The sequence below is a fragment of the Leptothermofonsia sp. ETS-13 genome (assembly GCF_049200465.1).
In the GTDB taxonomy this organism is placed as follows: domain Bacteria; phylum Cyanobacteriota; class Cyanobacteriia; order Leptolyngbyales; family Leptolyngbyaceae; genus Leptothermofonsia.
Genome location: NZ_CP120836.1, coordinates 3,507,153 through 3,533,362 on the forward strand (window position 1 = coordinate 3,507,153; position 26,210 = coordinate 3,533,362).

General features: G+C 49.4%; 27 protein-coding genes. 14 read left to right on the top strand and 13 right to left on the bottom strand.

What is annotated here, in order from left to right:
- The first annotated feature begins 12 nt into the window (after nt 1–12).
- Together P4D80_RS15925 and P4D80_RS15930 are read left to right on the top strand one after the other, a co-directional pair.
- Nucleotides 13–855 (top strand): metal ABC transporter ATP-binding protein, encoded by an 843-nt coding sequence (locus P4D80_RS15925; RefSeq protein WP_421654981.1) that lies wholly within the window; start codon nt 13–15, stop codon nt 853–855.
- Nucleotides 856–1,081: 226 nt separating this feature from the next.
- Nucleotides 1,082–1,978 carry a metal ABC transporter permease gene (locus P4D80_RS15930; protein WP_421654982.1) on the top strand — a complete coding sequence of 299 codons (897 nt, stop codon included), beginning with the start codon at nt 1,082–1,084 and terminating at the stop codon, nt 1,976–1,978.
- Between the two features lie 234 nt (nt 1,979–2,212).
- Here P4D80_RS15930 and hpf read toward each other — a convergent pair whose 3' ends face one another.
- Entirely contained in the window at nt 2,213–2,884 is a 672-nt protein-coding gene (gene hpf, locus P4D80_RS15935; protein ID WP_421654983.1) for a ribosome hibernation-promoting factor, HPF/YfiA family, read from the bottom strand.
- 338 nt (nt 2,885–3,222) lie between these two features.
- Here hpf and lipB point away from each other — a divergent pair, with 338 nt between their 5' ends.
- The gene (gene lipB, locus P4D80_RS15940; RefSeq protein WP_421654984.1) at nt 3,223–3,888 is read left to right on the top strand and encodes a lipoyl(octanoyl) transferase LipB; all 666 of its coding nucleotides are present in this window, start codon (nt 3,223–3,225) and stop codon (nt 3,886–3,888) included.
- 121 nt (nt 3,889–4,009) lie between these two features.
- Here lipB and P4D80_RS15945 read toward each other — a convergent pair whose 3' ends face one another.
- The 3 genes from P4D80_RS15945 to P4D80_RS15955 all read right to left on the bottom strand — a co-directional run bounded on the left by P4D80_RS15945 (nt 4,010) and on the right by P4D80_RS15955 (nt 6,181).
- Nucleotides 4,010–4,648 carry a LysE family translocator gene (locus P4D80_RS15945; RefSeq protein WP_421654985.1) on the bottom strand — a complete coding sequence of 213 codons (639 nt, stop codon included), beginning with the start codon at nt 4,646–4,648 and terminating at the stop codon, nt 4,010–4,012.
- Between the two features lie 25 nt (nt 4,649–4,673).
- Nucleotides 4,674–5,552 (bottom strand): alpha/beta fold hydrolase, encoded by an 879-nt coding sequence (locus tag P4D80_RS15950; RefSeq protein WP_421654986.1) that lies wholly within the window; start codon nt 5,550–5,552, stop codon nt 4,674–4,676.
- A gap of 77 nt (nt 5,553–5,629) precedes the next feature.
- A complete protein-coding gene (locus P4D80_RS15955) occupies nt 5,630–6,181 on the bottom strand; it encodes a peroxiredoxin (RefSeq protein ID WP_421654987.1) in 552 nt (183 codons plus the stop codon).
- Nucleotides 6,182–6,805: 624 nt separating this feature from the next.
- On the opposite strand from P4D80_RS15955, the gene P4D80_RS15960 reads away from it, so the two are divergent.
- The gene (locus P4D80_RS15960; protein WP_421654988.1) at nt 6,806–7,483 is read left to right on the top strand and encodes a zinc metallopeptidase; all 678 of its coding nucleotides are present in this window, start codon (nt 6,806–6,808) and stop codon (nt 7,481–7,483) included.
- Nucleotides 7,484–7,540: 57 nt separating this feature from the next.
- Here P4D80_RS15960 and P4D80_RS15965 read toward each other — a convergent pair whose 3' ends face one another.
- The 4 genes from P4D80_RS15965 to P4D80_RS15980 all read right to left on the bottom strand — a co-directional run bounded on the left by P4D80_RS15965 (nt 7,541) and on the right by P4D80_RS15980 (nt 11,255).
- Complete coding sequence (locus tag P4D80_RS15965) at nt 7,541–8,254, bottom strand: DUF3318 domain-containing protein (protein ID WP_421654989.1); 714 nt, start codon at nt 8,252–8,254, stop codon at nt 7,541–7,543.
- A 143-nt stretch (nt 8,255–8,397) separates the two neighbouring features.
- Nucleotides 8,398–9,093, bottom strand: coding sequence for a response regulator transcription factor NblR (gene nblR / locus P4D80_RS15970; RefSeq protein WP_421654990.1), 696 nt, complete (start codon nt 9,091–9,093; stop codon nt 8,398–8,400).
- A gap of 139 nt (nt 9,094–9,232) precedes the next feature.
- Nucleotides 9,233–10,174, bottom strand: a complete 942-nt coding sequence (locus P4D80_RS15975) for an NAD(+) kinase (protein ID WP_421654991.1) — start codon at nt 10,172–10,174, stop codon at nt 9,233–9,235.
- A gap of 112 nt (nt 10,175–10,286) precedes the next feature.
- A complete protein-coding gene (locus P4D80_RS15980; RefSeq protein WP_421654992.1) occupies nt 10,287–11,255 on the bottom strand; it encodes an SDR family oxidoreductase in 969 nt (322 codons plus the stop codon).
- 286 nt (nt 11,256–11,541) lie between these two features.
- On the opposite strand from P4D80_RS15980, the gene P4D80_RS15985 reads away from it, so the two are divergent.
- Complete coding sequence (locus tag P4D80_RS15985; RefSeq protein WP_421654993.1) at nt 11,542–11,961, top strand: ArsR/SmtB family transcription factor; 420 nt, start codon at nt 11,542–11,544, stop codon at nt 11,959–11,961.
- A 205-nt stretch (nt 11,962–12,166) separates the two neighbouring features.
- Here the strand turns inward: P4D80_RS15985 and P4D80_RS15990 are convergent, their stop codons facing one another.
- Nucleotides 12,167–12,271 (bottom strand): PetM family cytochrome b6-f complex subunit 7, encoded by a 105-nt coding sequence (locus P4D80_RS15990; protein ID WP_421654994.1) that lies wholly within the window; start codon nt 12,269–12,271, stop codon nt 12,167–12,169.
- A 218-nt stretch (nt 12,272–12,489) separates the two neighbouring features.
- Between P4D80_RS15990 and pdxA the strand changes: the two genes are divergently transcribed.
- Both pdxA and P4D80_RS16000 read left to right on the top strand, forming a co-directional pair.
- Nucleotides 12,490–13,656 (top strand): 4-hydroxythreonine-4-phosphate dehydrogenase PdxA, encoded by a 1,167-nt coding sequence (gene pdxA / locus P4D80_RS15995; protein WP_421654995.1) that lies wholly within the window; start codon nt 12,490–12,492, stop codon nt 13,654–13,656.
- 365 nt (nt 13,657–14,021) lie between these two features.
- The gene (locus P4D80_RS16000) at nt 14,022–14,243 is read left to right on the top strand and encodes a DUF4327 family protein (RefSeq protein ID WP_421654996.1); all 222 of its coding nucleotides are present in this window, start codon (nt 14,022–14,024) and stop codon (nt 14,241–14,243) included.
- A 170-nt stretch (nt 14,244–14,413) separates the two neighbouring features.
- Here P4D80_RS16000 and P4D80_RS16005 read toward each other — a convergent pair whose 3' ends face one another.
- Both P4D80_RS16005 and P4D80_RS16010 read right to left on the bottom strand, forming a co-directional pair.
- On the bottom strand, nt 14,414–14,803 hold the full coding sequence (locus P4D80_RS16005) for a hypothetical protein (protein ID WP_421654997.1): 390 nt from the start codon (nt 14,801–14,803) through the stop codon (nt 14,414–14,416).
- 190 nt (nt 14,804–14,993) lie between these two features.
- Nucleotides 14,994–15,344 (bottom strand): hypothetical protein, encoded by a 351-nt coding sequence (locus P4D80_RS16010; RefSeq protein ID WP_421654998.1) that lies wholly within the window; start codon nt 15,342–15,344, stop codon nt 14,994–14,996.
- 485 nt (nt 15,345–15,829) lie between these two features.
- Between P4D80_RS16010 and P4D80_RS16015 the strand changes: the two genes are divergently transcribed.
- The gene (locus tag P4D80_RS16015) at nt 15,830–16,729 is read left to right on the top strand and encodes a cation diffusion facilitator family transporter (RefSeq protein ID WP_421654999.1); all 900 of its coding nucleotides are present in this window, start codon (nt 15,830–15,832) and stop codon (nt 16,727–16,729) included.
- A gap of 392 nt (nt 16,730–17,121) precedes the next feature.
- Nucleotides 17,122–18,693, top strand: coding sequence for a metallophosphoesterase (locus P4D80_RS16020; protein ID WP_421655000.1), 1,572 nt, complete (start codon nt 17,122–17,124; stop codon nt 18,691–18,693).
- A gap of 88 nt (nt 18,694–18,781) precedes the next feature.
- Here the strand turns inward: P4D80_RS16020 and P4D80_RS16025 are convergent, their stop codons facing one another.
- Nucleotides 18,782–20,248, bottom strand: a complete 1,467-nt coding sequence (locus P4D80_RS16025) for an isochorismate synthase (protein ID WP_421655001.1) — start codon at nt 20,246–20,248, stop codon at nt 18,782–18,784.
- A gap of 355 nt (nt 20,249–20,603) precedes the next feature.
- On the opposite strand from P4D80_RS16025, the gene menA reads away from it, so the two are divergent.
- The 3 genes from menA to P4D80_RS16040 are packed head-to-tail and all read left to right on the top strand — an operon-like array spanning nt 20,604 to nt 24,000.
- Nucleotides 20,604–21,518 (top strand): 2-carboxy-1,4-naphthoquinone phytyltransferase, encoded by a 915-nt coding sequence (gene menA / locus P4D80_RS16030; protein WP_421655002.1) that lies wholly within the window; start codon nt 20,604–20,606, stop codon nt 21,516–21,518.
- Between the two features lie 11 nt (nt 21,519–21,529).
- The gene (locus tag P4D80_RS16035) at nt 21,530–22,546 is read left to right on the top strand and encodes an o-succinylbenzoate synthase (protein WP_421655003.1); all 1,017 of its coding nucleotides are present in this window, start codon (nt 21,530–21,532) and stop codon (nt 22,544–22,546) included.
- Complete coding sequence (locus P4D80_RS16040; protein ID WP_421655004.1) at nt 22,531–24,000, top strand: 2-succinylbenzoate--CoA ligase; 1,470 nt, start codon at nt 22,531–22,533, stop codon at nt 23,998–24,000. The genes P4D80_RS16035 and P4D80_RS16040 overlap by 16 nt, the downstream gene beginning before the upstream one ends.
- A gap of 65 nt (nt 24,001–24,065) precedes the next feature.
- Here P4D80_RS16040 and P4D80_RS16045 read toward each other — a convergent pair whose 3' ends face one another.
- Nucleotides 24,066–24,482 carry an acyl-CoA thioesterase gene (locus tag P4D80_RS16045; protein ID WP_421655005.1) on the bottom strand — a complete coding sequence of 139 codons (417 nt, stop codon included), beginning with the start codon at nt 24,480–24,482 and terminating at the stop codon, nt 24,066–24,068.
- 232 nt (nt 24,483–24,714) lie between these two features.
- Here P4D80_RS16045 and P4D80_RS16050 point away from each other — a divergent pair, with 232 nt between their 5' ends.
- Both P4D80_RS16050 and P4D80_RS16055 read left to right on the top strand, forming a co-directional pair.
- Nucleotides 24,715–25,368 (top strand): DUF3386 domain-containing protein, encoded by a 654-nt coding sequence (locus P4D80_RS16050; RefSeq protein ID WP_421655007.1) that lies wholly within the window; start codon nt 24,715–24,717, stop codon nt 25,366–25,368.
- 534 nt (nt 25,369–25,902) lie between these two features.
- Nucleotides 25,903–26,133: a NifU family protein gene (locus tag P4D80_RS16055; protein ID WP_421659548.1), complete on the top strand. Its 231-nt coding sequence runs from the start codon at nt 25,903–25,905 to the stop codon at nt 26,131–26,133.
- Nucleotides 26,134–26,210 lie beyond the last annotated feature (77 nt).

Sequence of the window (26,210 nt, forward strand, 5' to 3'; positions counted from 1 at the left end):
AGGAGACCAACCATGAAGATAATCGCTTCCTCATCGATGTTTGACCTGGGTGCTGATCCTGAAAACCCTTATCTAATTTCCACGGCAAAACGGTTTGAAAAGTCACCTGGCCTGGTTGATCAGGGCAGCATTATGGTCACCTGTTTGCAGGTGAGGTATCGATCGCTGGAAGCCCTGAGAGATGTCAGCTTTGTGGTGAAGCCGGGGCGGATAGTGGGTATTTTGGGTCCGAATGGTGCGGGCAAAAGCACTCTGATTAAGGCAATGCTGGGGTTGATTCCGGTCACTAGTGGAAGTGTGTTGTATCGAGGTCAGCCACTGGTCGATCAGTTGGAGCGAGTTGCCTATGTGCCGCAGCGATCGCAAATTGACTGGACTTACCCTGCTACCGTTTGGGACGTGGTACTGATGGGGCGGGTGCGGAAATCGGGTTGGTTTCGTCCTTTTTCAACTCCCAGTCGTCACATTGCAGCCGCTGCTCTAGAACGGGTTGGCATGGGTGAATTTCGTAATCGCCCGATTGGGCAACTGTCTGGCGGGCAGCAGCAACGGGTTTTTCTGGCACGGGCACTGGCACAGGAAGCTGAAATTCTCTGTTTTGATGAACCATTTGTTGGAGTTGATCAAAAAACTCAAACTGTGATGTTTGACGTCTTTCACGAACTGGCCCAGGCTGGCAAGACGGTGCTGGTAGTGAATCACGATCTGGGGCAATCTATTACCCATTTTGACGATTTAATCCTGCTCAATAGGGAATTGGTTGCCAGTGGCTCTCGCCAACAGGTGTTGACGCCTGAAAATTTGAGCCGTGCTTATGAAGAACAGGTCATGTTCTTTCATGGAGAAGCCGCATGAATACTTACAAGATTTTTGCCGTTAAGTAACGCCTTGGCCACCTGGATTTAGTCCTGGTGAGAGAACTTTTGCACGGCAACATCAAGGTGTGGTCGAACTTAGCTTTTGTCTGGGTGTTGATGGTAATCACCCAACTGGCTTTCGTACTGCTTCTCACTCAGTTCGAAAATTTCCTTTAATTGGGTTTCTTGCTTAGAAGTTAGAACCAATCCAGAAAGGGTGTTTCATGTTTGATTTTTTGATTGAACCATTACACTACGGATTCATGCAGCGATCGCTCATTATTGCGATCGTGGTGGGGTTGATTTGTGCCGTGGTTGGTAGTTATTTGATGGTGCAGCGGTTGGCGCTACTGGGAGATGCTATCAGCCATTCAGTGCTGCCAGGGCTGGCCATTGCCTTTATGCTGGGGGCCAATATCTTTTTGGGTGCGTTCATTGCTGGAGTCACCAGCACAATGGTGATTACGTGGATCCGGACGCGATCGCCCATTAAAGAAGACGCTGCTATGGGCATTGTGTTCTCTGCTTTCTTTGCCCTTGGCATTACCCTGATTACGCTAATTCAGAAGGATAACAAGATTGACCTGAACCACTTTCTGTTCGGCAATATTTTGGGGGTAACGGTTGAAGAGGTCGTTGAAACAGCGGTGATTGGGGCGATCGTGCTGCTGGTGGTTGTGTTGCTCTATAAGGAACTGCTGTTCTATACCTTCGACCCATTAGGAGCGCAAGCCGCAGGGTTACCTGTGAACCTGTTGAATTTTGGGCTGATGGTGTTGATTGCTCTAACGATCGTGGCCAGCATGAAGTCAGTGGGTGTGGTGTTGGTGCTGTCACTGCTGATCACCCCAGGCGCAACGGCGTACCTGCTGGTCAAACGGTTGTATCAGGTAATGATATTAGGGGCTGCCATTGGCGTTGTTTCCAGCGTTAGTGGCATGTATCTGAGCTATTTCTATAACCTACCCTCGGGACCAGCGATCGTTCTGGTCGTCTCTGGGTTATTTCTACTGGCACTTCTTTTCAGCCCCAGCCAGGGAATTTTAACCAACCCTTCCCCACGGAACGGCACTTCCCCATTGTTGAAAGAATTGAGAGGTCTACTGGGGTTTAGTCGGTAACAGGAGGGAAGGGGGCAATGTGATGGAGTGATAGGGTAATGGAGTTATCCCAGACAACATAGCTATAGTCACCAGGCTTAGGACAGGGTGCAGGGGTTCCACTCCTGGCAGAGCGTAGCCCCCCCTTAAAGCCGTTGTCCTCAGCAACCTGGCAGCAACTATGAAGGCACAGGGGATACAAATTCGGGTTTCGTTCTCCATGTGCCTTTTGGGTTTAATCAACGGCAGCGATCGCTAAACGTGGCTTACAGAGGACTGTTCTGAAGCACTATAGCCATTGGATTCGTACCCATTGAGGGCTTCCTTCTTGTGTTTGCCGTTCTGCTGATTCCCATTGGTCTTACGAGGCATGATTACGCCATACCCACCATGGTTTCGCTCGTAGATGACGTTAATTTCACCCGTTTCTGCATTCAGAAACATGTAGAAATCGTGATCAATCATTTCTAGCTGTTCCAGGGCTTCCTGGACGGTCATCGGTGGCATCGCGAAGTACTTCGTGCGAACGACTTGCGCCGGAAGGGAGGGTTCGCGATCAATGGGTAATTCCGTAATAATTGGCTGGTCACTCAAGACCTCAGCCGTCTTCACGGGAGTATGGTGCTTATCTTGCCGCTTCTCCTTGTACTTGCGTAGCTTCCGAGAAATTTTATCGGCAACCAGGTCAATGCTGGCATACAGGTTCTCACTGCTCTCTTCAGCACGAACAACTGCACCGTTTACATAGATGGTTACCTCAGCGGTTTGCTTGGAGTTTATCCGAGGGTTGCGGGCAACAGACAGATGGACATCCACTTCAGTCGTCAGGTTTTGAAAGTGATTCACCGCCTTTTCTATCTTCTGAGTCACGTAGTCATGGAGTGCATCAGTGATCTCGATATTTTTTCCCTGGATAACAAGCTTCATAAGCTTCCTCCCATTATCAATTTGGGTGTTAACTTCACCCTAGCACTTTGTATTCTGGCCAACAGCTCCTTTTAAAATGTTTTGCAAGCCTTGATAATTCTTGATTTAGAGAGGTTCGCTAGCGGGCAAAATTTGGGTCTGATCCCTCTTGATTTTTTAATAAGTTTGGATAGTGGCAAGTGTGGGGTGGCAGGCGACAGGCATCAAGAGTAGATGAGTAGATGCCCCTTTTCCCCCATCCACTCCTTTCCCCATCTACCCTTTTGCCTGTTGCCATAGCCTGTACTTTCGCCTTCTGGATCCTGACTCCTCCTCCCTTTCTCCTTCTCCCTTTCGCCTTGAACTCAAAACGCCGGGTTTGTCATCTGTACGAGCGGGGAGTGGTGCCCTATGCGATCGCCCACTCCTGGCAGCAATCGCTTGTCGCTGAACGGCGGCAGAATCCTGACCTGGAGGATGTACTGATTCTGCTGGAGCATCCACCCATCTATACGTTAGGTCAGGGGGCAACTCTTGATTTCCTGAAATTTGATGCTACCCAGTCTGAATGGGAAGTAGTGCGGGTTGAGCGGGGGGGAGAGGTGACCTATCACTGCCCTGGTCAACTGGTGGGCTATCCGATTTTGAACTTGCACACTTACCAGAAAGATTTGCACTGGTATTTGCGGCAGTTGGAGGAAGTGCTGATTCGGGTGCTGGCTGCTTACGGCTTGCAGGGGGAGCGGGTGCCAGGATTGACAGGTGTTTGGGTCGAAGGCAAGAAACTGGCGGCGATCGGCATTAAGGTGAGCCGCTGGATTACCATGCATGGGTTTGCGCTCAACGTTTGCCCGGATATGAGCGGCTTTGAGCGGATTGTGCCCTGCGGCATTGTCGATAAACCGGTTGGCAGCATGGAGCAGTTTATTCCAGGAATACAACTAGAGGACGTTCGGGAACAGGTTGCGATCGCTTTTGCCGAAGTATTCAATGTTCATTTGGTTCAGGTTGATCTTGAGGTGTGAGGGATCAGGGAGTGGGGAGTGGGGTCAGTTATCATTTATCGGGATTTCACTATCACGGTTCATTGTTTACTGGTCGCCCATCCACTTATCCACTCATCCACTCATCCACTCCTTTACTCCTTCAAATGGGCTTTTGGGACAGAATCAGGCTAATCCCCAAGCCAATGAAGAGGCAACCAGCGATGCGATCGAGCCATTGTCCAATATGAGTTCTCGTTCTTAGCCACGTACCAATGCTGCCTGAAAAGTAACCCAAAAGCAAAAACAGAAAAGTCGCAATCAGGCAAAACAGAATGCCCAAAATTGCCATTTGCAGGCTGACCTGGGCAGTTGGGTTAACAAATTGCGGTAGAAAAGCAAGGAAGAACAGCGCGACTTTTGGGTTAATTGCATTGGCGATGAATCCACGCACCATGAATCGGACAAAACTGGGGCGTTGAGCTTTGGTTGTCCCAACATCACGGAGATTCATGCCTTTGCTCCGAAACGCCATTAAGCCGAGGTAAAGCAGGTAAGCAGCTCCAGCAAATTTCAAGCTTTGGAAGGCTACTTCAGAGGCAGCAATCGTAGCGGCGACTCCCAACGTTGCCCAGGTGGTGTGGGTCAGACAGCCAAGCCCGCAACCCAGGGCAAAGCCCATCCCAGCACGCTGACCACGAGACAAACCCAGGCTGAGTACTGCCAGATTATCAGGACCGGGAGCAATGGTACAGATGATGGAGGCGATCGCAAACCCCAAAAGCCGCTCAGAAGAAAACAACGAGTAACTCCTACAATCAGCAGAATTAACCTTGACGCAAAAATGTCAGCAGTTCTCGATTCACTGTTTGGGGGGCTTCCTGCTGAACCCAGTGGCCGCAATGGGGGATGAGCTTCAATTCATAGGGAGCCAGAATCCATTGCCCCAAGTCTTTGGTCAAGTTCTGGCTGAGCAAAGCATCTTCTTCTCCCCATAGCACAAGCGTAGGAGCCATGATTGGGTTGGGTAGTTGTCCAAACTCTTTTAACCAGTGCCAGGGAGAAAACATTTGCCGGTAATAGTTGAGTGCAGCAGAAAGAACTCCTGGCTTTGCCAGCGCATCTCGATAAATTTCAGTGTTATCAGCCGAGAATACGCCTTTACGAACGGCCATCCCCTGGAACACGCTTTTGACGAATTCTTTCAGGTTCTGCTGAATCAGCCATTCGGGAATGCCGGGCACCTGAAAAGCAAAAACGTACCAGCTTCGTCGGAGCTGATCCAGATTGCTGACCATTTCCTGCACCAGACGTTGGGAAGGGGCGGCGTTCAAAATGGCGAGACGGTTGAGATATTGGGGAAATTTCTGCCCCAAATGCCAGGCGATCGCGCCGCCCCAATCGTGCCCAACAATATGCGCCCGCTTGTAACCAAAGCTTTCAATGAGTCCCTGAATATCTCCACAAAGGGTATCTAGGTCATAACCACTGGCAGGTTTATCCGAATCATTGTAGCCCCGCAGGTCGGGCACAACTACTTTGAAGTAACGAGCCAGAACTGGAATCTGAAACCGCCAGGAATACCAGAACTCTGGAAATCCATGCAAGAGAACAACCAGATCACCCTCTCCCTCAGTGACGCAATGCAAGCGAATGTGATTGGTTTCAATAAAGTGATGTTGCCATCCAGAAAGTGATGTTGCCATCCAGCCGAAAGTGCAGTCATAGAACCATGATTCTTATAGTTTTTAGACTAGCACCTGGGCATTCCCTGTTATCTCAATCACCCTGCCGACTGAAGTTCATCAAGCTTTGCCAGAACTTCTGCACTGTGGACGGCTGGGTTTACGCCTGTAAAGATTGCTCGGAGAATGCCTTCTGGGTCAATGATGTAGGTATGCCGCAAGGAAATAAACCCCATCCAGGAACCATAGGCTTTACTTACAGACCCATCGGTATCTGCCAGAAGCGGAAACTTCAGCCCTTCTGAATCACAGAACTTAGCATGAGAATCCACAGAGTCCGCGCTGATTCCCAGAATCTGGGTGTTTCGACTCAAATATTTGGGTAAGTCCTGTTGAAATCGACGAGCTTCTAAAGTGCAGCCAGAGGTAAAGTCTTTGGGATAGAAGTAGACCACTACCCATTGACCTCGATAATTAGCCAGAGAGATACTGCCATCACCCGTATTGGTTGGCAAAGTGAACTCAGGTGCCGGTTGGTTGAGGGAAGGCTGGGTTCCACCCAGAGCATGGGCAGCAGGGGTGAAACTCAACAAGGCGAACAGCGAAAAACAGAAAACAAGTGAAGTGGCTAGCAAATGACGGCGTTGCATAGAAAATTAATCGCAGAGTTTTATAGCTGCTGCCAGGTTACTGAGGACATTGGCTTTAAAGGGGGGGAAGGTTCGTCCCCAGCCAGGGGTGAAACCCCTGCACCCCGTCCTAAGCCTGGTGCCTATCGCTTACTTTACACAAGTTTATAGCCTACTTTGATCTGTGAACACTCTGTGAAAGCCGTTGGTTCTCCCGGCTCGCCGGTGAAAAAGCAGCGTAAGTTACTCTTTCGCCCCAAACAAAACCCTGGAATATTGATTTCGTTTAGGTGATAAGCTTCGCTTATCACCAAACTCCCAGGAGAGCCAAGCCGTTTTACGTTTAAGGAGATCCTGAATGCTCTTTTAAACCAGGGTATTTAGAAGCGAAATAAACACGACAGAAGAAACGTGAAAGATTTCAGCCAGAACTTCTCCTAATCAAAAGCATTAACTCTATGTTTTCAAAATGAGAGTAAATCATCATTAAATATAAGTTTTCAAAATGAGAGTAAATCATCATCAAATATAAGCGATCGCCCTCCAACTCCTATACTCAGGGCATTCCAGAACAGAAATGCTAGCATATTGCTCAGAACCGGGTTAATCACATTTCACTAAGAGATATTGGCAAAGGAGCAAGAAATGTTTTTTCACTGGTCTTACCTGATCCTGATTCCAGGAATTATTCTTGTTTTTTGGTCACAGCAGCGGGTTCAGGGAACCTACCGCAAGTATTCTCAAATCAACTCCAGTATGGGCATGACTGGTGCAGAAGTTGCAGAAACCATTTTGCAGCGCATGGGTGTGCAGAATGTACGGGTTGAATCTGTCGCAGGAGAATTGACAGATCACTACGACCCTACAGCCAAAGCGGTTCGCTTGTCTGAAGTAGTCTACAGCTCCAAATCTCTTGCTGCTGCCGCTGTGGCAGCCCATGAATGTGGTCACGTTTTACAGGATGTTCAGGGCTATAAGCCAATGAATGTCCGTGCGGCTCTGGTGCCCGTTGCCAACTTAGGTTCTAACCTGGGTCCCATTCTAATTATTGCTGGTATTGTGCTGGGGGCGATGGGCGGAATTTTCATCCAGATTGGCATGGCCCTGATGGTGGCGGCGATTCTTTTTCATATCGTGACGCTGCCGGTTGAGTTTGATGCTTCCAGCCGTGCCTTAAAGTTGATCAATCAATTTGGTATTTTGCAGGGGGACGAAAACAAAGCTGCTCGTAAGGTTCTCAATGCAGCCGCTTTTACCTATGTGGCAACAGCACTATATGCGATTCTGCAACTGATCCAGTATTTCTTGATGTCGCGAGAGTAGATACGGTATCGAGTAAGTGCCCATCGAAAAGATTAGTAGGAGATGGGACACATTGTTTTATCGAAGGCGATCGGGGACCCCGACTGAGGATAGTCCTGCGATCGCCTTTAAGTTTTGACAGCGAAGCAGTTCAGTAAAGTTCAAACTGGGGCGGTTTTCGATGGTGGCAACAGCTTCAATGGCGGTCAGGAGATGGCGGGCCGCTTCGGTTTCGCTGTAGCCACGCCGCTGAGCCACTTTGAGAGCTGCTTCATCTGCTTCCAGTTCCCGTTCAGTGCTACGGTTGGAGCGCCAGATTTGAGTACTAGCGATCGCGCTCAATCCCCCAGCCACAATGACGCCGACCGCATCTGCCTGTACCAGTTCGACAACCGTTCCTACCACACCCGCTAAGACCAACCCCTGATACAGGCTGGGACGAAACCATTTCACATTCATCAACCAACTGACGGTACGCAGGATCAGCAGATCCCGCTGAGGTTTAGACAAACGGCCCCACAGGTCAAAATTGATCCAGATCGGGCGTTCCCGCATCCAGGGCATGGGAAACGGACTGTCGATGACCGCAGGCTGCTCTGGTTTGCTAATCAATTTAGTCATCATGCGCCCAGAAGCAGGCATCACTTCTAGCAGGCGGCGAATTTCAAAATCGGACTCCATAGGGGATGGAAGATAGGGTAGGTGTTCTCGGAGATTGTTGATCACTAGTAGATGGTCAGATTTCCAGCCACGTAACAGTCTTGGCGATCGCGCCATCACTAATCCAAACACTGAATCAGTAGTAGCATCTGCCTCAGATGCAGTTCAGTTTCCAAGGGCGGTTCGTCGCTGTATAAATCACCCGGTGGGAAGACAACTTCATCCCACCTATTGCCTATGTTTTCAATGCCTTTAGCAAGGGACATGGCAATTTATTAGGCTTCACGGAGAACATAACCAACGCCACGAACCGTTTGAATCAGGCGTTTTTCACCTTCGTCTTCAATTTTGAGGCGCAGGTAGCGGATATAGACTTCAATTACATTAGACTCGCCGACAAAGTCATAGCCCCAAACATTTTCCAGGATCTGTTCGCGGGTTAACACTTCGCGGGGGTGTTCCATCAAGTACCTCAACAGGTCAAATTCCTTCATCGTCAGGTCGATCGCTCGCCCGTTCCGAATAGCCCGACGAGTCGATAGATCAAGAACCAGGTCACCAAACCGTAACTTTTCAGTGTTAGGGCTGTCGGGTTGCAGATACAGCCGCACTAGCCTGAGAAAATCATCACTCCGGTAAGGCTTGAGGAAGTAATCGTCAGCTCCCGCTTCCAGACAGGCGACCCGGTCGTCCAGAGTGTCACGTGCCATCAACATCAACACTGGGGCATGGTTACCGAGCGATCGCAACCGATTGCATAACCACAAACCCGATTCCCCAGACAGCATCCGGTCTACCACAATGAGGGAGGGATGCATTTCTGAAGCCTGACGTAATCCGCTAACCGCATCCTGAGCAACGACGGTATCATAGCCCGATTCCCGCAGATCCAGACTAACGTGGCTAGCAAGAGCTTCGTCAGTTTCTACTAACAAAACGCAAGGATTGGGTTCAGAAGTAGCATGGTTCATAGAGTAAGGAAAGGAAATTCCTGTGTATCCTAATTCTAGACGGAGGGTCCGAAAATCAATAGGTATTAATTCCTGATTTTCCTTTCTTGTTTTAGCATGCCCAGAACTAAATCAGGGGATAGGGGGTAAGTATCAGGCACTAAGGCAACTCAACGGAGGTTGGTTTGGCAATATGGGGAAGCCCCCAGCCTAGTTTTTCGCGGAGAAGGCGGAAAAACTCTGGTGGCCCCAACCGAATGAAGCGGGCGGTGTAGGGCGATCGCTGCATCCTCACCTGGTCATCTGGCATAATGTAACATCCTGCGTTGCCATCGACTACCATCACCAGTGGATTGGAATTGGCTGGAAAAATCGTGACGGGTTCAATGTCAGCAAAAACCAGAGCACGGGATGCCAGGGAGTGAGGGCAAATTGGAACTAACTGCAACACGGGAACATTCGGTGTCACCACTGGTCCTCCTGCCGAAAGGGAGTAGGCCGTAGACCCCGTTGGCGTTGAAATAATGATGCCATCAGCAGCGATGTCAACCGGGGCATGCTTTCCAATCTCTACCTCAAAGTGACACATACTGGTGAGAGGCTCACGATGGATGACCATTTCATTCAGACAGAGAGCTTCCCAGAGCAGGCTCTGTTCCCGAATCACCTGTACCGTCAGCATCGCTCGCTCTTCAATTTCGTAGCGCTTGTCGATCACATCATCCAGCGCCTGGGGCAGTTGATTCAGGTAGGTCTCAGTCAGAAACCCCATATGGCCGGTATTGATAGTCAACAGGGGAATGCTATAGGGGGCAACCTGGCGGCAGGCAGATAGAACAGTGCCATCTCCACCTAAAACGGCGGCAAATGACATGTCTGAGTCAAAACCAGGGGGATTAAGATGGTCAATTGGGGTATGGCAAACGGGACGATCAGGGCTGGAGTAGCCAAGAATGCCACCAACTCCCGTAGCCATGTAGACTTCCCAACCACGGGAAATCAGCTTGTCCCTTAGCTCTTCAGCCGTCCGACAAGCAATGGGTTTGACATCGTTGTAAATAATGCCAGCTTTAGGCACGACGGCAATAGGGCAGGGGCGCAAATGAACAGTAATAGGGACTATATCATTTCGTGCAGTTTTGCTGGGCGATCGCACCTTTTAAGAGGCTCAAGATTGATTTTAAAGATCCTTTGATGCCCAACCAATACACCTGCTAAACCCTTGGGTATTTCCGCTTCTCTTTCTTTTTAGACTTTTCGTAATCCAGTTCCTTCAGTTTCTTCAAAATGCGGCTGAAATAGTCCTGCATGTAAGTTTCCAGGGTGGTTGTCTCGTTGGGGTCTAAACCAAAGGTTTTGTAAACCTCTTCCATTGGAGCTTTTAGTGCCTTACCCGTACCGATCACCTCAGCAAAGGCCAACCGGTCTGATACATTCCAGGTCCACTGGAAAAAGCGAGTTACATTGCGAACTCCCCTCAGTAGTCCAATAGGCATCCGGGACACCCTGGCCTCCTTGCCTGACAGACGTTCACACAGGCGAATGACTTCGTAGGCTCCCCAAGCGCGAGGTCCCACCACGGGAAAGGACCGATTAACGGTTTCAGGCACATTGAGGGCACGGATGGCAAACTTGGCAATGTCCTGAGTATCCATGTAGGCGATCGGTGAAGTGTCTCCCATCACCCACACGGCCTGCCCTTCTAAGATCGGGATGGCGTATTGACCGATTAACCCCTGCATAAACCCGCATGGGCGAAGAATGGTGTAATTAAGCCCTGACTGAGCCAGGTACTCTTCGGTACAGCGCTTAATCTCCATCAAAGGGACATTTGGATATTTCTCGGCGTCTAAAATCGAGAAAAAGATGAAACGCTCTACATTGGCTGCTTTAGCAGCCTGAATTAAATTGACCTTTCCTTCCCAGTCCACATGCTTAATGCTTAGAGAATCGGTAGGTCGGGTAGTGGCCGCATCAATGACAGCCGTGACCCCCTCTAAAGCAGGTTTCAACGTTTCAGGCTCACAGAGGTCACCGGGCACCAGCTCTGCTCCCCATTCCTTCAAAAACGAAGCCTTCTTAAAACCACGCACCAGGCATCGAACTTGATATCCTTCATCCAAAGCGCGGCGGGTGAGCTGTCTTCCTAAAGTGCCAGTAGCACCAACGATTAATAGGGTCATTAGAGAGTGGTGACAAATTCTTAACTTTTTGCAAGATTTTATCAGAAATTCTCGGAAAATCCGCCAGGATTTACCGGGAAAATTAGGAGTTTTGTTTAGAAATATTACAGATAACAGACTTAGCGCATCGAGTAAAGTTCGATGCAAATTTGGCTATTATTTCTGTTTTGTGCCCCCTATTCCCCTTAAATACTTGACTTGCCGAACTTGGGTTTCGGATACGGGATATACGTTAGATACACGTTAGGCTGGGGATAGACTAGAAGTCAGTAGCGCTAGAAATTTTATGACAAATTCCAAATTAGTTCCTGCTGTGTCCTCCCATGAAGTCTCTGCTCCGGTGGTGGATGAGTTAAGCTGCACAGATCAACACCCAATTCATCTGCATCATGTGCGTCAGTTGCACCGGGAGATTTTGAGTGTTGAGAAGTCTCAACGGATGGCGGAATTTTTCAGCTTATTAGGAGACGCTAATCGTCTGCGGATTCTATCAGCATTGGCTGTGCAGGAGTTGTGCGTCTGTGATCTGGCTGCTGCGGTGAAAATGAGTGAATCAGCTGTTTCCCATCAGCTTCGTGCTTTGAGAGCCATGCGGTTGGTGGGCTACCGTAAACAGGGGCGAAATGTTTTTTACTATCTCAAAGACAGTCATGTGTTAAACCTCTATCGAGAAGTGGCGGAACATCTCGATGAGGCTGATGACTAGTAGTCTGCCAAGCAGATTTTGAAGGGTTGCAACCCTTCAAAACCCCCTAAATTGGTTTTTTCGGGTTTAGATAACCAGGCAAAGTTTCTTTGGTGAACCACTAGTAAACGATGGCATCAGTCCAGTAACCATTAGGGTGGGGAGTGGGGAGTCGGAGGGAGCCAAAATGGTATCCGTATTTCCGCTGTGCTGTACTGGGAATTGTCTACTCTTCACCACCCTGAATCTTGAGCATCAGGAAGCCCAGGCCTAAACCCACCATAACGAGGACAGCAGAGAGGATAGCAGCGTTAAAAATCTCACCAGACATTTTGTTGTGTTCTCCCTTGCGATCGCATGTACTCAAAGTTCTAGTTTTGCAAACACTAAATTTTGCAACTGGGAATTTAAGGGTTCCACCCCTGCACCCCCAACAAAACTTTCGTTTTGCTGTACTAGCTAATGGCATTTCCTGGAGAGGCTGCTCTTGTCAGGTAATGCCTGTATTAAGCATCTTAAACCAGATTGTTCACACTTCTCGAAATTCCTATGCTCAGAACACTAGACTTTCATCCTCAATTGGTGGTAACGCTGGGTGACCCGGCGGGCATTGGTCCAGAAGTCATTCTTAAGGCCCTGGTCGATCCTGAGGTAACACAAGGGTGTGAAGTTACCGTGGTGGGGAGTCGTACCCTGCTGGAGCAAACCTATGATCAGTTGCGATCGCTCAACCCCAGGCTTCCTCTCGCTGAGCCAGGCCAGTTAAGGGTTCTGGATGTTTCAGAACCTTCTTTAGAACGACAAATTACTCCAGGCCAGGAGAGTGCTGCAAGCGGTACTCTCAGCTTTCGCTATCTAGAAGTGGCGATCGCCCATGCACTGGTAGGAAAGTTTCAGGGCATTGTCACGGGTCCAATTGCCAAATCTGCCTGGAAATCGGCGGGACACCTTTATCCTGGTCAGACGGAATTATTAGCAGAAAGGGCAGGAGTCAATCGGTTTGGCATGCTGTTTGTGGCGCGATCGCCCTATACAGGTTGGACCTTGCGCACTCTTCTGGCAACGACCCACATTCCCCTGCACCAGGTACCCACTGCACTGACCCCTGAACTGTTGAGCCGCAAGCTTGAGTTGCTTTTGGAGTGCCTGTGGCAGGACTTTGGGATTGATACCCCCAGAGTGGCGATCGCCGGACTCAACCCCCACAGCGGCGAACAGGGGCAACTCGGTCGAGAAGAAGTCGATTGGCTCATTCCCTGGCTAGAACAAACCCGCCTCAAATTGCCTCGCACTCAACTGGAGGGTCCTATCCCTCCAGATACATTATGGGTCAAGCCAGGACAGGCATGGTTTGGAATTGGAACAGGGAGAGAAAGAGCGGAGAAAGCAGGTCAGATTGGAGGCAGCGTAGATGCAGCAAACAACACCTTCCCCCCCCCTTCTCCCGCCGATGCTTATCTTGCTCTTTACCATGACCAGGGACTGATTCCGGTCAAGCTAATGGCCTTTGACCGGGCTGTTAACACAACCATCGGGTTGCCCTTTGTTCGAACTTCTCCCGACCATGGCACAGCCTTCGACATTGCCGGAAAGGGACTTGCAGATGCCAGCAGCATGAAGGCAGCTATCAACCTTGGAAGGGAACTCAGCTACCAGAGGCACAATCGCAGCCTGCCAGAGAAACCAGTTGGGAATAGGGAGGTGGAAAAGTTTTGAGTTTTGATCAAGGCAGCAGGCGATAGGTAAAAGGGTGGACAGAGATGGAGTGATAGGGTGAGGTTTCTTCATTCCATCACTTCTCCAAACTTTCTCCTTCTGGCTCCTGACTCCCGACTTTTATTTTCCACACCAGAAATTTCAGGTCATAGTTTAATGACTTTTTCAAAAGTTCTTAATAGAATCAAAGTGGGTTTAACGCGAAAATGAAATTTGTACAGTATATCTGACTACAAATTTATTTTGAGTAATCTCTAATTCGGTGTTTTTAGACGATCGTCTTTACATACCGGTGGCGATGCCAGTTATTAAATAACGTTTTCCGTTTGTGATGGAGATCCGCTAGCAAGCTCAGTAGGGTGATTATGCTTCAGTCTGCACAGTACTCACTAAATATGATTCAGGACGAAGCTCGCGAACTCGTCCGTAAAGGAGTCGTTAGCCGTCAGCAACCCATCTACATCCTTTGCCAGTTTATTCCTCCGCGTGAGTGGGCCTGCATTGAATGTGAACTCGAACGGTGCAATTTTCTCTTAAGAGATCGAATTGGAGATTTGATGGGTCGCGAAGAGTGGGAAAACGACTAAGGCTGTTTTAGTTAAACCAGGCATAAGGCAACGCGTGTAAAATCTGGCTGTGGAACGGGTAGGGCAATGGCCCCATACCCCCCACTATAGCCATAGGTGGAGCTTACCTGTCAGGAATTTGACTGTTGCGGATATCCCTTGAAAGTTTGTTCAATCAAACCCAAATCTCTTCAGGAAGAGGTATCTGAGTTTCGTAGCTTCTCTAGTTCGGCCCGCATTGCTGCAATTTGTTCTGTCAACTCTTGCAGCTCAACCTGGATCTCAGGTGGGACAATCGGTGTGGTGGTATTAGACGAGAAGCCAGAACTGGCAGACGGTTCTGAGGTCGCTGGATTGGTCCGGTTGTTAAGAAGCGTATCAACGAAGCGCCTAGCTTCTTGCTCGGTAACTGCGCCTTTATTTGCCCATTCTTCTGAAAGCTGGTTCCATTCCAGCCGAAGTTTGGCCAGGTTTTCTTCTCGTTTCTGGGGATCTTGAAGCGATTCGACCAGGGAGGTAGTTGCGCCGAGAGTGATGTGAAAACCTTTTTGGAGCAATTCAATAAAATTATCAGAGTTCATGGAAATTCAGAGGTCATAGCGTTAACAGTGGGACAATCTAAAATTACCAGTCATAATCTCAGGTAGTGCCTAAATCATAGTAATTTTTGAGCTGTTAACGATGGTGGCTAGGGCCGCTCATCATTAGCTTACCAGTTACGCCTGATCCCAAACTGCTGTGAGTGAATCGATTTTACTGCATGGGTTGGCTCTAGCTGACCTGTTCTAGATACTGAGTGACATCTTCTACGAGACGACTCAGTTCAGCTTCAGTAGTCAGGCGAATTCGCTCATCTCGCAAGGTAATTAGCACCTTGGCAGCAAAGGGAGATGGCCAGATATTGGGGTTGCAAAAGATTTCTAGAAACACCTCGCCTGTATACTGATACTCCATCGGCTTTTGGGGAATAGCCCGGCCACCAGGAGTCGTCTTTGTGGCTGTAGCTTTAAGGCTTTCCATCAACTGGGAAAGAGATGCCTGGAGTTCCCGTGCCGCTTGTGGAGTAAAGCTAAACGTTGCAGAACCTTCAACCAGATTGATTTTTAATGGAGGGAAGGACATTGTTGAACCTGGCCGTTGAGAGTCAGTATTTCGATATAGCGTTCACAAATAGTTTGTGAACAAGAGGGTAGGAGTGAAGCCCCACGCAAGGGGGGAAACCCCTGCACCCCGTTCAAATTTCAAGAAAGATCGCTATAGAACCCAAAAAGTCCTCATATTTTTTATGGTACTGGTGTTGGGAACCGAAACGATAAATTGATTAATAAGTAACTGGACAAAATTAAATTGAAGATAGATTTGGATGTGGAGAGGGTGGAACCCCTGCCTGGGGGCTGTGCTCCCATTCCTTCTTCTTACATAATTGGGTTAATTGGGTGGAGCTACTTAGGATCATGGATTTGATAACACCGCATTCTTTGAGTGGACTGACCTCTCCCCCTTCCCCTCTCTGACTCGGAGCGGGTGCCAAAGATCGGGTGAGGTTTTCGGAGTTATTTAACTCTCATTCCTTAATACCGATGTGAAATAGTCTGTGCAGGAATATTGTGGCTGCTGATCACCGTGCCGAAGTTCAAAAGGTTTTGCTGATTACGCTGTTACTCAATCTGTTTGTGATGGCGTTGAAGGGAGTAGTAGGCTGGTCGACAGGTTCTCTTAGCTTGCTGGCAGATGCATTGCATGGCATTACGGATAGCGCCAATAATGTACTGGGCTTGGTTGCCAGTCGATTTTCCTCACCGATGCCCGATCGCGACCATCCCTACGGACACCAAAAGTTTGAGGCTGTTGGTGCCCTTGGGATTGCTGCTTTTTTAGGGATTGCCTGTTTTGAGATTTTGCAGGGAGCGGTTGAACGCATTCTGTCGCCAGATCATCCACCTGTGAAAATTACCGCCTCAGAACTGGGGCTGCTTTTTATTGTGCTGGGAGTAAATATTTTTGTCGCTTTTTATGAGCGTCGTGTGGGGAATCATATTGGCAGCCCAATTTTGATTGCGGATGCCAGACACACAATGAGTGACATTTGGGTGACAATCAGCGTTTTGGGCGGGCTTATTGGTATCTGGATCTGGGGATTCCACTGGTTAGATGTGGTGCTGGCGTTTCCCGTCGCATTGCTGGTGTTTTTAAGCGGTTGGGCTGTGATTCGGGAGAATTTGCCTTGGTTGGTAGATGAGATGGCGATCGCGCCAGAGGCCATTCATGCAACAGCAATGCAGGTGCCAGGAGTGATCAACTGCCATGCGATCGCGTCCAGGGGCGTGGTTGGACGCCAAATTTTTATCGAAATGCACCTGATCGTCAATGCACCTGATGTCGAAACAGCTCACCAAATTACTGAGGAAGTAGAAACCCACCTGGAGGAGCGTTTTGGTCCTGCGCGTATCCTGATTCATGTAGAGCCACCCGCCTGCAAGTCCAACCACATTAGTTACGAATATTAGTTACGAATATTAGTTACGAATCGTAGGAGGCAGGAGCCAGGAGCCAGAGAAAGGGACTGGGGGCCAGGGTTTAGGGGGAATTCAAAGCTCAAAACTCGTTCACTCATCCACTCCATCACCCCATCACCCTCCTACTAATCCACCCCTCTACCCCTTACCCGGTCGTCTGTCACCTTCCTCAAAACTCTCCCCCCTTGGAAGCTGCTGTATCGACTAGGTCAACGGTAGAATCAGCACGAGCCGACATTATAGCGATAGCCACCAGGCTGAGGACGGGGTGCAGGGGTTCCACCCCTGGCTGGAGCGCAGCCCCCACACCCCCTTAAAACCCATGTTCTAAGCAACCTGGAGACAGCTATATTGCAAAACGCCGAAGCTAGGAGCTGCCAACAATGGCATTTGTGACTGATCCACCGATCGCCACTAAAATCCTCAAAATGCGACAACGGGTGCGCTGGCGCGACCCGTTAGTATTACGCCGGGAAATTGACCAGACTCGGCTAGTACTGGATGACGGACAGGCAGATAACCCCGAATTCTCCTTCCTGGTGATTGGCGACAGTGGTTCTGGCCCCCATCGCGGACATAATCCCCAACGTCAGATTGCTGAAAAACTGTTGCTCCATCGGGATGAATGCCGCTTTCTTATCCATACAGGAGATGTGGTTTACCTGGTTGGGTCAAGCGAGTACTACCCTAAAAATTTTATTGAGCCTTATCGCGAGTTTTTGGTGGGCGGCGAACACCCGAAACAAATTGCCTTCAATCGGATGGTCTTCAATTTGCCTTTCTTTCCCGTCCCTGGTAACCACGATTACTATGACCTGCCATTTTTTTATGGGTTGCTGGCCCAGGTTGCTCTTCCTCTGCGTCGGTTGCTTCAGTCGCAACTAGATATGGACGTAGGTTGGCATGGATCGGGACAGGGCAATGCTTATGCCTGTGCGTTTCTGGACTGCCTTCGAACTCTCAATCTTCCCTTTGAGCTAGAACGGCATCTGGATCAACATTACACGGTAAAAACTGACACTGGCTATTGCCTCCGCTATCAGCCCAACCATTTTACCCGCCTGCCCAACCGCTACTACACCTTTCGCGTGGGTGGCATTGATTTCTTCGCACTGGATTCCAATACCTTCAACGAACCCGCCCCTTTACCTAAAAATATGGATGGTATTAATTTTCGTCGTTTGCTAGAAAAACAACGGGCGGAATTGGAAAGACAGATTCAAGAAATTTATGAAACGTCCATGCGTCTCAATTCCGATAACCCCGAAGATGCGGAACAGTTGGACGACTTGCGGGCCAAGTTAGAGCAACTGGAGGAAACGAAACGGGATATTGACAAGCAATTGACCGTAGAAAAGGGAGCGATCGACATAGAACAGCTAGAGTGGCTACAGCAACGCTTAATTGAGTCCTGGCAGACAGAAGCTGTCCGTGGGCGGGTGCTTTTCTTCCACCATCCGCCCTACGTCACGGAAGCAACCAAGTGGTATCAGGGACAGACGTTGGCCGTTCGTCGTCATCTGCAACAGGTGCTGGATGCTGTAGCCGAAGAGATTGGTGAGCTGGCACAGGGACGCCCTATTGTCGATCTGGTGTTAAACGGCCATGCCCATTGTCTGGAATATCTCCGTACCCTCAATACGGGACATGCCGACGCCAACATTCACTGGCTGGTGTGTGGTGGAAGTGGTTTCAGTCTGAGGCGACAGCGGCAGGAAGGAGCTGAGTTGATGGAGCCATTTGAACATTTTGGCAAAAAGGACGTTCGCACAGTGGCGAAATCTTTGATGTTTATTGGTCGTTCTGGTCAGGGTTCAAAAAAACGCCGCCCCTACTCGGCCTTGCGAATTGATGTAAAAGATGGGTGTCCACCTAAATTTGTGATCCGCCCGCTGGTGGCAGAACGGTTTCAACATCAGTGGATTGAACGAGAGGTTGAACCATTCTGGATATAGTTTGAGAAAGCGGTACTTCGGGTAGCGATCGCCCCATTTCCCCCCCCTTGAAAGCCTTCTGCTAGTCGATTCAGTCATTAACACATCACTAGACCAGTGCGGCTAGAAGAGCCTGAAGCTTGAGTTGAACTTCTGCCAGTTCCCGTTCTGGATCCGATCCGGCAACAATTCCGGCTCCTGCATAGAGACGAGCATGGCAGCCATCAATAAGTGCCGAGCGAATGCCCACGGCAAACTCTCCATTGCCCTGGTGATCAACCCAACCAATCGGGGCGGCATAGAGCGATCGCTCAAACGCTTCATAGCGGCGGATATGTTCGCAGGCAACCTTTCTGGGAACCCCTGCCACGGCTGGAGTGGGGTGCAACTCTGCCACCGCATCCAATAAATGAATACCAGCCGGAACCCGTGCCTGAATGGGTGTTTGAAGGTGCTGAATATTGGACAGTTGCAACAGGCGTAGCGGTGAAGGCTGGGGTGTCAACCCCAATTGGCAAAGCTGGCGAGTGATGAATTCAAGCACCACCTGATGCTCATGCATTTCCTTCGTACTGTTAAGCAAACCATTTGCAAAATGGGCATCTTCACAGGTGGTTTTGCCGCGTGGGGCGGAACCAGCCAGAGCATCGGCCACAAGCTGCCGGTTTCGCAGACTAATCAATCGCTCTGGACTGGCCCCAATAAAATACTGCCCTTTACCATTGCCGATCGCAAAAATGTAACAGTCTGGATGGAGCTTACGCAGGTTATGCAGCGAATGAACCGCATGGAAGGGCAGCGGCGAAATAATATCGACTGCGTGAGCAAGGACAACTTTGCTAAAGACATTGGTTTCAATAGATCTGAGCGCCGATAAAACGGACTGTTTAAAATGCTGGGTATCAGCTACGTCCCGTTTTTTCAGAAGTGCTCGATGATTCAGATGGGGACTTAGCAATTCGTAGTTCGTTGATCGGATCATTTGTAGTGTTTGCCACAAATCATCAATCGTTGGCTCCAATGGAGTCTCTGAATGAATGGCTAAATTGGCAACCACTGTGCAGCGGTTTTCTTGATAGGAAATCTGCCACCTTGGCAAGAATATAGTCGCAGAGGGAAAGAAAAAATTGGAATCATAATTGCTATCGAAAAATGTAAATCCACAAAAGAAGTGGGGACCGGATAAAGGAAGACGAAGATCTCCAGCAATGATTGTGTCTGAAAGAACTGTTTGAATGAAATCTTTTGCTGCTTCAAATCGACTGGAACCACCGATTTGAAGATGGATAGCGGAACCAATTGCCGCAATTCCACTAATACTTTTAGAGAGAGAGTTTTTATTAATTTCAAGATCAATCTTCTTGTTAAGCTCTCGTCTTTCAATGTAGAAGTTGAATTGATTGGGTTCAGCAATATGGTCGAAGATGACCAATGGATCAACTGGCTCAATTTCCAGGGAAATGCTAATAATTTTAGGATGGTTCTTTTCCGATGAATCTTGCTGACAGGCTGAGAGAAATTGGTGCAGATCCCTACGGCTTTGAAACAGATTATTGCAGTACGGTGTAACTGTCATGTAACAGAAGCAATGGAACTGTATACACCAGTATAGTTCTGCGATCGCCCATGACTAGCGCTTTACAGCCAGCCAATCTTACCGGGCCAGTGGTGTAGCTCCCCTGGGAGTTTGGTAATGAGCTTCGCTTATCACTAAAACGAAATCAATATTCCAGCGGTTTTGTTTGAGATGAAAGAGTCGCTTTTACCCTACTCTTTCACCGGCAAGCCGGGAAAACCAGTTGTGTTGCAAAGTTTAAAGTCTTGACTGGTTGCCAAAATGTCGGAACCACCAGAATCGTAGAATAATGAGGCTGTCTGAAAAGACATCTGCTCTTTGCATAGGGCAACCCAATGACGACTCAAATGCTCCAATGACCACAAAAGCCATTGAGACTCCCATTCCCCATTCAAAGCGCAAGCTATGGCTGGCTGCCATTAAGCCACCTATGTACAGCGTTGCGATTATGCCCATCTCCGTTGGAAGTGCGATCGCCTTCGCTGAAACCCAAACCTTCGATTTCCGAATTTTCCTGACATTCCTGGCGGCCGCGGTCCTGATCCTGGCCTGGGAAAACCTGAGCAACGACGTGTTTGATGCCGAAACAGGCGTTGATGTCAACAAAGCCAATTCCGTGGTCAACCTGACGGGCAACAAATCGTTGATCTTCTGGTTGAGCAATCTCTGTCTGGCATTGGGACTGCTGGGAATTGGAGCGATCGCTTTCTGGCAGCAAGACCTGACCGTCATCTGGCTGATTCTGACCTGTTGTGCAATCGGCTACATCTATCAGGGGCCGCCCTTCCGCCTCAGTTATCAGGGGGCTGGAGAAATCCTCTGCTTCTTTGCCTTTGGCCCTCTGGCCTTTGCTGCGGCTTACTACAGCCAGACCCAATCCTGGTCTACGACTAATTTTGCCGCCTCAGTTGTGGTTGGCATCGCCACCAGTTTGATTCTGTTCTGCTCCCACTTTAACCAGGTGAACGATGACGCGGCTGTCGGCAAGAAATCGCCTGTGGTGCGCCTGGGCAGTAAACGTTCTGCCCAACTGCTCCCCTGGATTTGCGGCAGTATCTACGGCTGGACAGTTCTATTTGTAATTCTCAAGCTCTTCCCCATCTGGACTCTGCTCGTGTTTGGTAGTTTGCTCTATGCTGTCAAGCTCTGCCGCTTCATAGGTAGCCACTACAGCCAGCCAGAAAAGCTCACTAGTTGCCGCTTTATTGCCGTTGCCCTTCACTTCTGGAGTGGGTTGCTGTTGGGATTGGGATTTGTGCTTGCCAGTTGAGTAGAGCAGGCATGGGAAGCATCCAGTTTGACTTCAAACCCTACCGTCGTCCCTTTCGCTCCCCGTTGAAAACTACCCACGGTGAGTGGTCGGTGCGAGAAGGGATTATTCTACGTTTGATGGGGGATCAAGGAACGGTGGGTTTTGGTGAAATCGCTCCCATTCCCTGGTTTGGCACAGAAACCCTGGAGCAGGCTCTGGAGTTTTGTCGCCAATTGCCTTTGAAGGTGAATGTTAAGGCGATCGCGCCCCTTCCAACCAGCCTGCCAGCCTGCCAGTTTGGGTTTGAATCGGCGATCACCAGGCTGAAGGAAGCCCGGTTTGCAGTTCCCTCAGAGCAATGGAAATTTCCCCCCTCTGCGATTTGCAGTGCTCTGCTACCTCCAGGGGAAGCTGCCGTTCAAGCCTGGATTCCTTTATGGAATCAGGGTTACCGCACATTTAAGTACAAGCTGGGAGTTTATCCGATTCAGGATGAGATGACAAAAATCGTCTCCCCTCTTATCCAGGCCTTACCTTGCGGTGCCAGGCTCCGCTTAGACGCCAACGGTGGGCTGAGTTTTGCTGAAGCAGAAGCCTGGTTACAGTTCAGTGCTGAACTGGCATCGGACTCCGTACAGTCTCCCTGCGGTCAGATCGAATTTCTGGAACAACCTCTGCCCCCCGCTCAATTCGATGATTTGCTAAAGCTGGCAGAGCGCCACGTAACTCCGATCGCCCTGGATGAGTCCGTTGCCACCCTCGAACAACTGCAAACCTGTTATGACCGGGGTTGGCGGGGAATTTTTGTGATTAAGCCTGCGATCGCCGGTTCCCCAGGCCGTCTGCGGCAATTCTGCCAGGAAATGGGAATCGATGGGGTGGTATCCTCAGTCCTGGAAACGGCTATTGGGCAACAGGCCGCAATCGATCTGGTTGCTCATGGGATAGGGAGCGGGCGGGCGATCGGTTTTGGCATTGACCACTGGTTTCCAGACAACGATCCTCTCCGCTCTACCGACGCCGAAGAACTATGGAAACACCTCTAGCCTGCTTCAACCAGCGAATCACTTACCCCTGGTTAGTTGGTTACAGCAGTCAGGAATTTGCCAACCTGACTCAGCAACGCCTCCAGCAACTATCCGCCTGGGAAACCCCACCCCGAATTTTTCTGGCAGAGCAAAACCCTGTCCGGTTTCTGTCAGGCTTTATAGCTGCCTGCATTGCTAATTGTCCCCTCTTTCTCGGCAACTTCAACTGGGCAACAACTGAATGGCAGCAAGTGTTGGAACTTGCTCAGCCCAATCTAATCTGGCAAGCAGCAGAAACTGTTCTCTATTCTCTGTCTGCTGTCCCGCTCTCTCTACTCCCCGCTCCCCGCTCTCCCGCTCCCATCCTAATCCCCACCGGCGGCACTTCCGGCAAAATCCGCTTCACCATTCACACCTGGCAAACTCTAATGGCATCAGTTCAGGGCTTCCAGCAATACTTTGAACTGACCCAGGTCAACTCCTTTTGTGTCTTGCCGCTTTACCACGTCAGTGGACTGATGCAGTTTCTCCGCTCCTTCACATCTGGGGGTAGACTGGTGATTCTACCTTTTAAGGCTGTTGAGGCTGGAGAAGAGGGGGATGTGGAGCCTGAAACCTTCTTTCTGTCTCTGGTGCCAACCCAGCTTCAGCGTTTGATGAATCAGCCAGAGCGGATTCCCTGGCTATCCCGGTTTCAAACAGTTCTGGTGGGAGGTGCACCCGCCTGGTCCGACCTGCTGGAAACTGCAAGGCAGCATAGAATTCCACTGGCTCCCACCTATGGCATGACCGAAACGGCTTCCCAGGTAGCGACACTCAAGCCCGAAGAGTTTTTGGAAGGAAAAACTGGTTGTGGTCAGGTGCTGCCCCATGCCCAAATCACCATTTGCAGCCCAACGGGCGATCGCCTAGGTCCTCACCAGACAGGGATCATTACAGTCTGGGCAAAATCGCTTGCTCTGGGCTATTACCCAAATCAACCAGCCACTTCCAGTGGGTTAGCCAGTTCCCCTCTTCAAGGGGAAACCCCAGAGATAGCCAGGTTTCATTCTTTCCAACCTTCCTCAAACCAGCCAGAATTTCAGACGGATGACCTGGGTTTTTTCGACGAGCAGGGGTGTCTTCACGTCGTTGGGCGCACCAGCGACAAGATCATTACAGGTGGAGAAAATGTATTTCCTGCTGAGATCGAGGCAACAATTCGGGCAACCGGGTTAGTGCAGGATGTGTGTGTTCTGGGAATGAGCGATCGCCACTGGGGCCAGATCATCACCGCTGTGTATGTCCCTTCCAGTCCTGATGTTTCTCAGCAGGCTTTGCAAATTGCGCTGTCTGGTAAGTTGAGCAAGTTCAAACAGCCAAAACAGTGGATTGCGATCGAACACCTACCCCGCAACGCTCAAGGAAAGATTGAACAACAACGGGTAGTGGATTTAATTCAGCTCAATAAAAGTAAAGAAGTGAAGAGGTAAGGAATGGGGGCTGCGCCCCCACTCCCCCCTTTACATTGAATGATGGCTACTACTTAACAACTCATCTAGCTCCATTGCCGAAGCCAGGCCACCAGTTCAGATGAAAGCTCTCGCCGGGTACGGCTAGTGGACGAAATGGCAATGCAAACGTGACGAGTTTTAGCAGTGCTGAGCGCCGAGTCCAATTGTTTTTCTTTGAAAATCGCATATTCCACTTCAAATTCACTATCGCGAAGTTGCCTTGGAGTCAGTTGAATGGTCAGGCGATCGCCACAAAACATAGGGGCAAAAAAATTCACGCTGGCATGGACAACAGGAACCGCCACCTCTTGCCCTTGAAAAAAGCACTTCAAATCAATTCCTGCTGCTGCCAGAGATGCCTCATACGCCTCATGGCACATCGCCAAAACCGTAGCAAAGTAAACAACTCCTGCTGCATCAGTATCTTGAAAGTGAACAATCCGCTGGTATGAGAAGGGCATGAGGATAGGAAATTTGTTAGTTGTTAATTGTTGATTGTTTATAGCCATCGTCACCAAGTTTACGACGAGGTGTAGAGGTGCTCTCCGGCTGGGAGCGGAGCCCCCAAACATCCTTTCAATTGAGTGGCCTAAGTAACCTGGCACTCAAAACTCATCATTTGAACCTCAAAACTCTCCTCACCCCTTCTCAGACATCCTAAACTAGAGGGGAATCTGAACTAAGGAGAGTTTCATGACAGCACAACTGTCTGCACGCGAGCTATTTCGGGCTGCTTACGAAAATCGCTATACCTGGGACAAAAATTTTCCTGGTTATACGGCTGATGTTCAGTTGAAGATGGGGGATCAGCTCTATAGCGGCAAGATTCGGATCAACTCTGACCTGAGCTTTGATGTTAGTGATGTCGCTGACGAGGAAGCGAAGAAGGCTATCCACGGACAGGTGTGGGAAATTGCAGTACACCGGGTTCGTCGTCCATTTGAAGAAACCCATGGCAAGAACACCTTTGAATATGGTGCAACGGATGAAATGGGTGCTGTCGAAATTCTGGTGGGTGGTAAATCAGAGGGCGATCGCTACAAGGTCCGTAACAACGAAGTAACTCTGGTGCATCGGCATATTCATAACGTGGTTGTCACCATCAACACTTTCAGCACAATTGATACAGGTGAAGGTTACCTGTCCCATACCTACGACTCTGTTTACCACGATCCCAAAACAGGGGAGCAGAAGGGGGGTCGCCAGGAATTTGAAGATACCTACGAAAAAATTGGTGGTTACTGGATCATGACCCGTCGGGCAATTCGTTCGGAGGAAGAAGGCAAGCCCGTCACAACTGAATTTGCCTTCTCAAATGTGGCTTTATTGCAGCCAATAGCTGTTTAATTGCTTCCCCTGCATGGGGGTACGGTCCATCCGCGCCGTCCAGGTATTGTTTTTCCTCAAACGAATCCGTCGGTTCTCCTGGGAGTTTGGTGATAAGCTTCGCTTATCACCAAAACAAAATCAATATTCCAGGGGTTTTGTTTGAGATGAAAGAGTAGTTTCCGCTACTCTCTCATGGGCAAGTCGGGAAAACCACCTATTAATCCATTAATAAGTAGCTATAGCGATCCTATTTGGATTGTGAGAGAGGATTCCTGCGAAATCCTCTCTCACCAAACCTCTCAATCTCGCGGCTGATTTAGGACTGCTATAGACGCAATTAAATTGAGGATGTTTTGGGGGTGGAGGGAGTGAACCCCCTTGCCTGGCGTAGCCCCTACTCCCTCTTCTTACAGTTAATTGTGGCCATCTACTTATTTTTGATTCTTTGTACTGAAAAGCGAATAATTGCGACCTGCTATAACAGTCCTTTTCCCGTTAGGATCAATCCATGTAGCAAATAGCAGAACTTGAAGGTTAACTATGTCTCAAACCCTGCCTCTTACTGTTGAAAACGTTGAAACCGTTCTGGATGAAATGCGCCCTTACCTGATGGCGGATGGTGGCAATGTTGAATTGGTTGAAATTGATGGTCCCATTGTAAAACTGCGGCTTCAAGGTGCCTGCGGTGCCTGCCCCAGCTCCACTATGACCTTGAGAATGGGCATCGAGCGTCGCCTGCGCGAGTTTATTCCCGAAATTGCTGAGGTTGAACAGGTTATTTAGACAGGATACTTCGGTAGATTAGGGGCTGAGGGCTGGAACTGCTATTCTCTTCACTAGCTCCTAATCCCCTATTTGCC

Excerpts from the sequence above, each read along its gene's own strand:
- P4D80_RS15925 (WP_421654981.1), top strand. The coding sequence starts at position 13 with ATGAAGATAATCGCTTCCTCATCGATGTTTGACCTGGGTGCTGATCCT.
- pdxA (WP_421654995.1), top strand. The coding sequence starts at position 12,490 with ATGCTCAGAACACTAGACTTTCATCCTCAATTGGTGGTAACGCTGGGT.
- menA (WP_421655002.1), top strand. The coding sequence starts at position 20,604 with ATGACCACAAAAGCCATTGAGACTCCCATTCCCCATTCAAAGCGCAAG.
- P4D80_RS16035 (WP_421655003.1), top strand. The coding sequence starts at position 21,530 with ATGGGAAGCATCCAGTTTGACTTCAAACCCTACCGTCGTCCCTTTCGC.
- P4D80_RS15985 (WP_421654993.1), top strand. The coding sequence starts at position 11,542 with ATGACAAATTCCAAATTAGTTCCTGCTGTGTCCTCCCATGAAGTCTCT.
- P4D80_RS15950 (WP_421654986.1), bottom strand. The coding sequence starts at position 5,552 with ATGGCAACATCACTTTCTGGATGGCAACATCACTTTATTGAAACCAAT.
- hpf (WP_421654983.1), bottom strand. The coding sequence starts at position 2,884 with ATGAAGCTTGTTATCCAGGGAAAAAATATCGAGATCACTGATGCACTC.
- P4D80_RS15930 (WP_421654982.1), top strand. The coding sequence starts at position 1,082 with ATGTTTGATTTTTTGATTGAACCATTACACTACGGATTCATGCAGCGA.
- nblR (WP_421654990.1), bottom strand. The coding sequence starts at position 9,093 with ATGAACCATGCTACTTCTGAACCCAATCCTTGCGTTTTGTTAGTAGAA.
- P4D80_RS16025 (WP_421655001.1), bottom strand. The coding sequence starts at position 20,248 with ATGACAGTTACACCGTACTGCAATAATCTGTTTCAAAGCCGTAGGGAT.
- P4D80_RS15960 (WP_421654988.1), top strand. The coding sequence starts at position 6,806 with ATGTTTTTTCACTGGTCTTACCTGATCCTGATTCCAGGAATTATTCTT.
- P4D80_RS15980 (WP_421654992.1), bottom strand. The coding sequence starts at position 11,255 with ATGACCCTATTAATCGTTGGTGCTACTGGCACTTTAGGAAGACAGCTC.
- P4D80_RS16040 (WP_421655004.1), top strand. The coding sequence starts at position 22,531 with ATGGAAACACCTCTAGCCTGCTTCAACCAGCGAATCACTTACCCCTGG.
- P4D80_RS16010 (WP_421654998.1), bottom strand. The coding sequence starts at position 15,344 with ATGTCCTTCCCTCCATTAAAAATCAATCTGGTTGAAGGTTCTGCAACG.
- P4D80_RS15955 (WP_421654987.1), bottom strand. The coding sequence starts at position 6,181 with ATGCAACGCCGTCATTTGCTAGCCACTTCACTTGTTTTCTGTTTTTCG.
- P4D80_RS16020 (WP_421655000.1), top strand. The coding sequence starts at position 17,122 with ATGGCATTTGTGACTGATCCACCGATCGCCACTAAAATCCTCAAAATG.
- P4D80_RS16050 (WP_421655007.1), top strand. The coding sequence starts at position 24,715 with ATGACAGCACAACTGTCTGCACGCGAGCTATTTCGGGCTGCTTACGAA.
- P4D80_RS16045 (WP_421655005.1), bottom strand. The coding sequence starts at position 24,482 with ATGCCCTTCTCATACCAGCGGATTGTTCACTTTCAAGATACTGATGCA.
- P4D80_RS16005 (WP_421654997.1), bottom strand. The coding sequence starts at position 14,803 with ATGAACTCTGATAATTTTATTGAATTGCTCCAAAAAGGTTTTCACATC.
- P4D80_RS15990 (WP_421654994.1), bottom strand. The coding sequence starts at position 12,271 with ATGTCTGGTGAGATTTTTAACGCTGCTATCCTCTCTGCTGTCCTCGTT.
- P4D80_RS16000 (WP_421654996.1), top strand. The coding sequence starts at position 14,022 with ATGCTTCAGTCTGCACAGTACTCACTAAATATGATTCAGGACGAAGCT.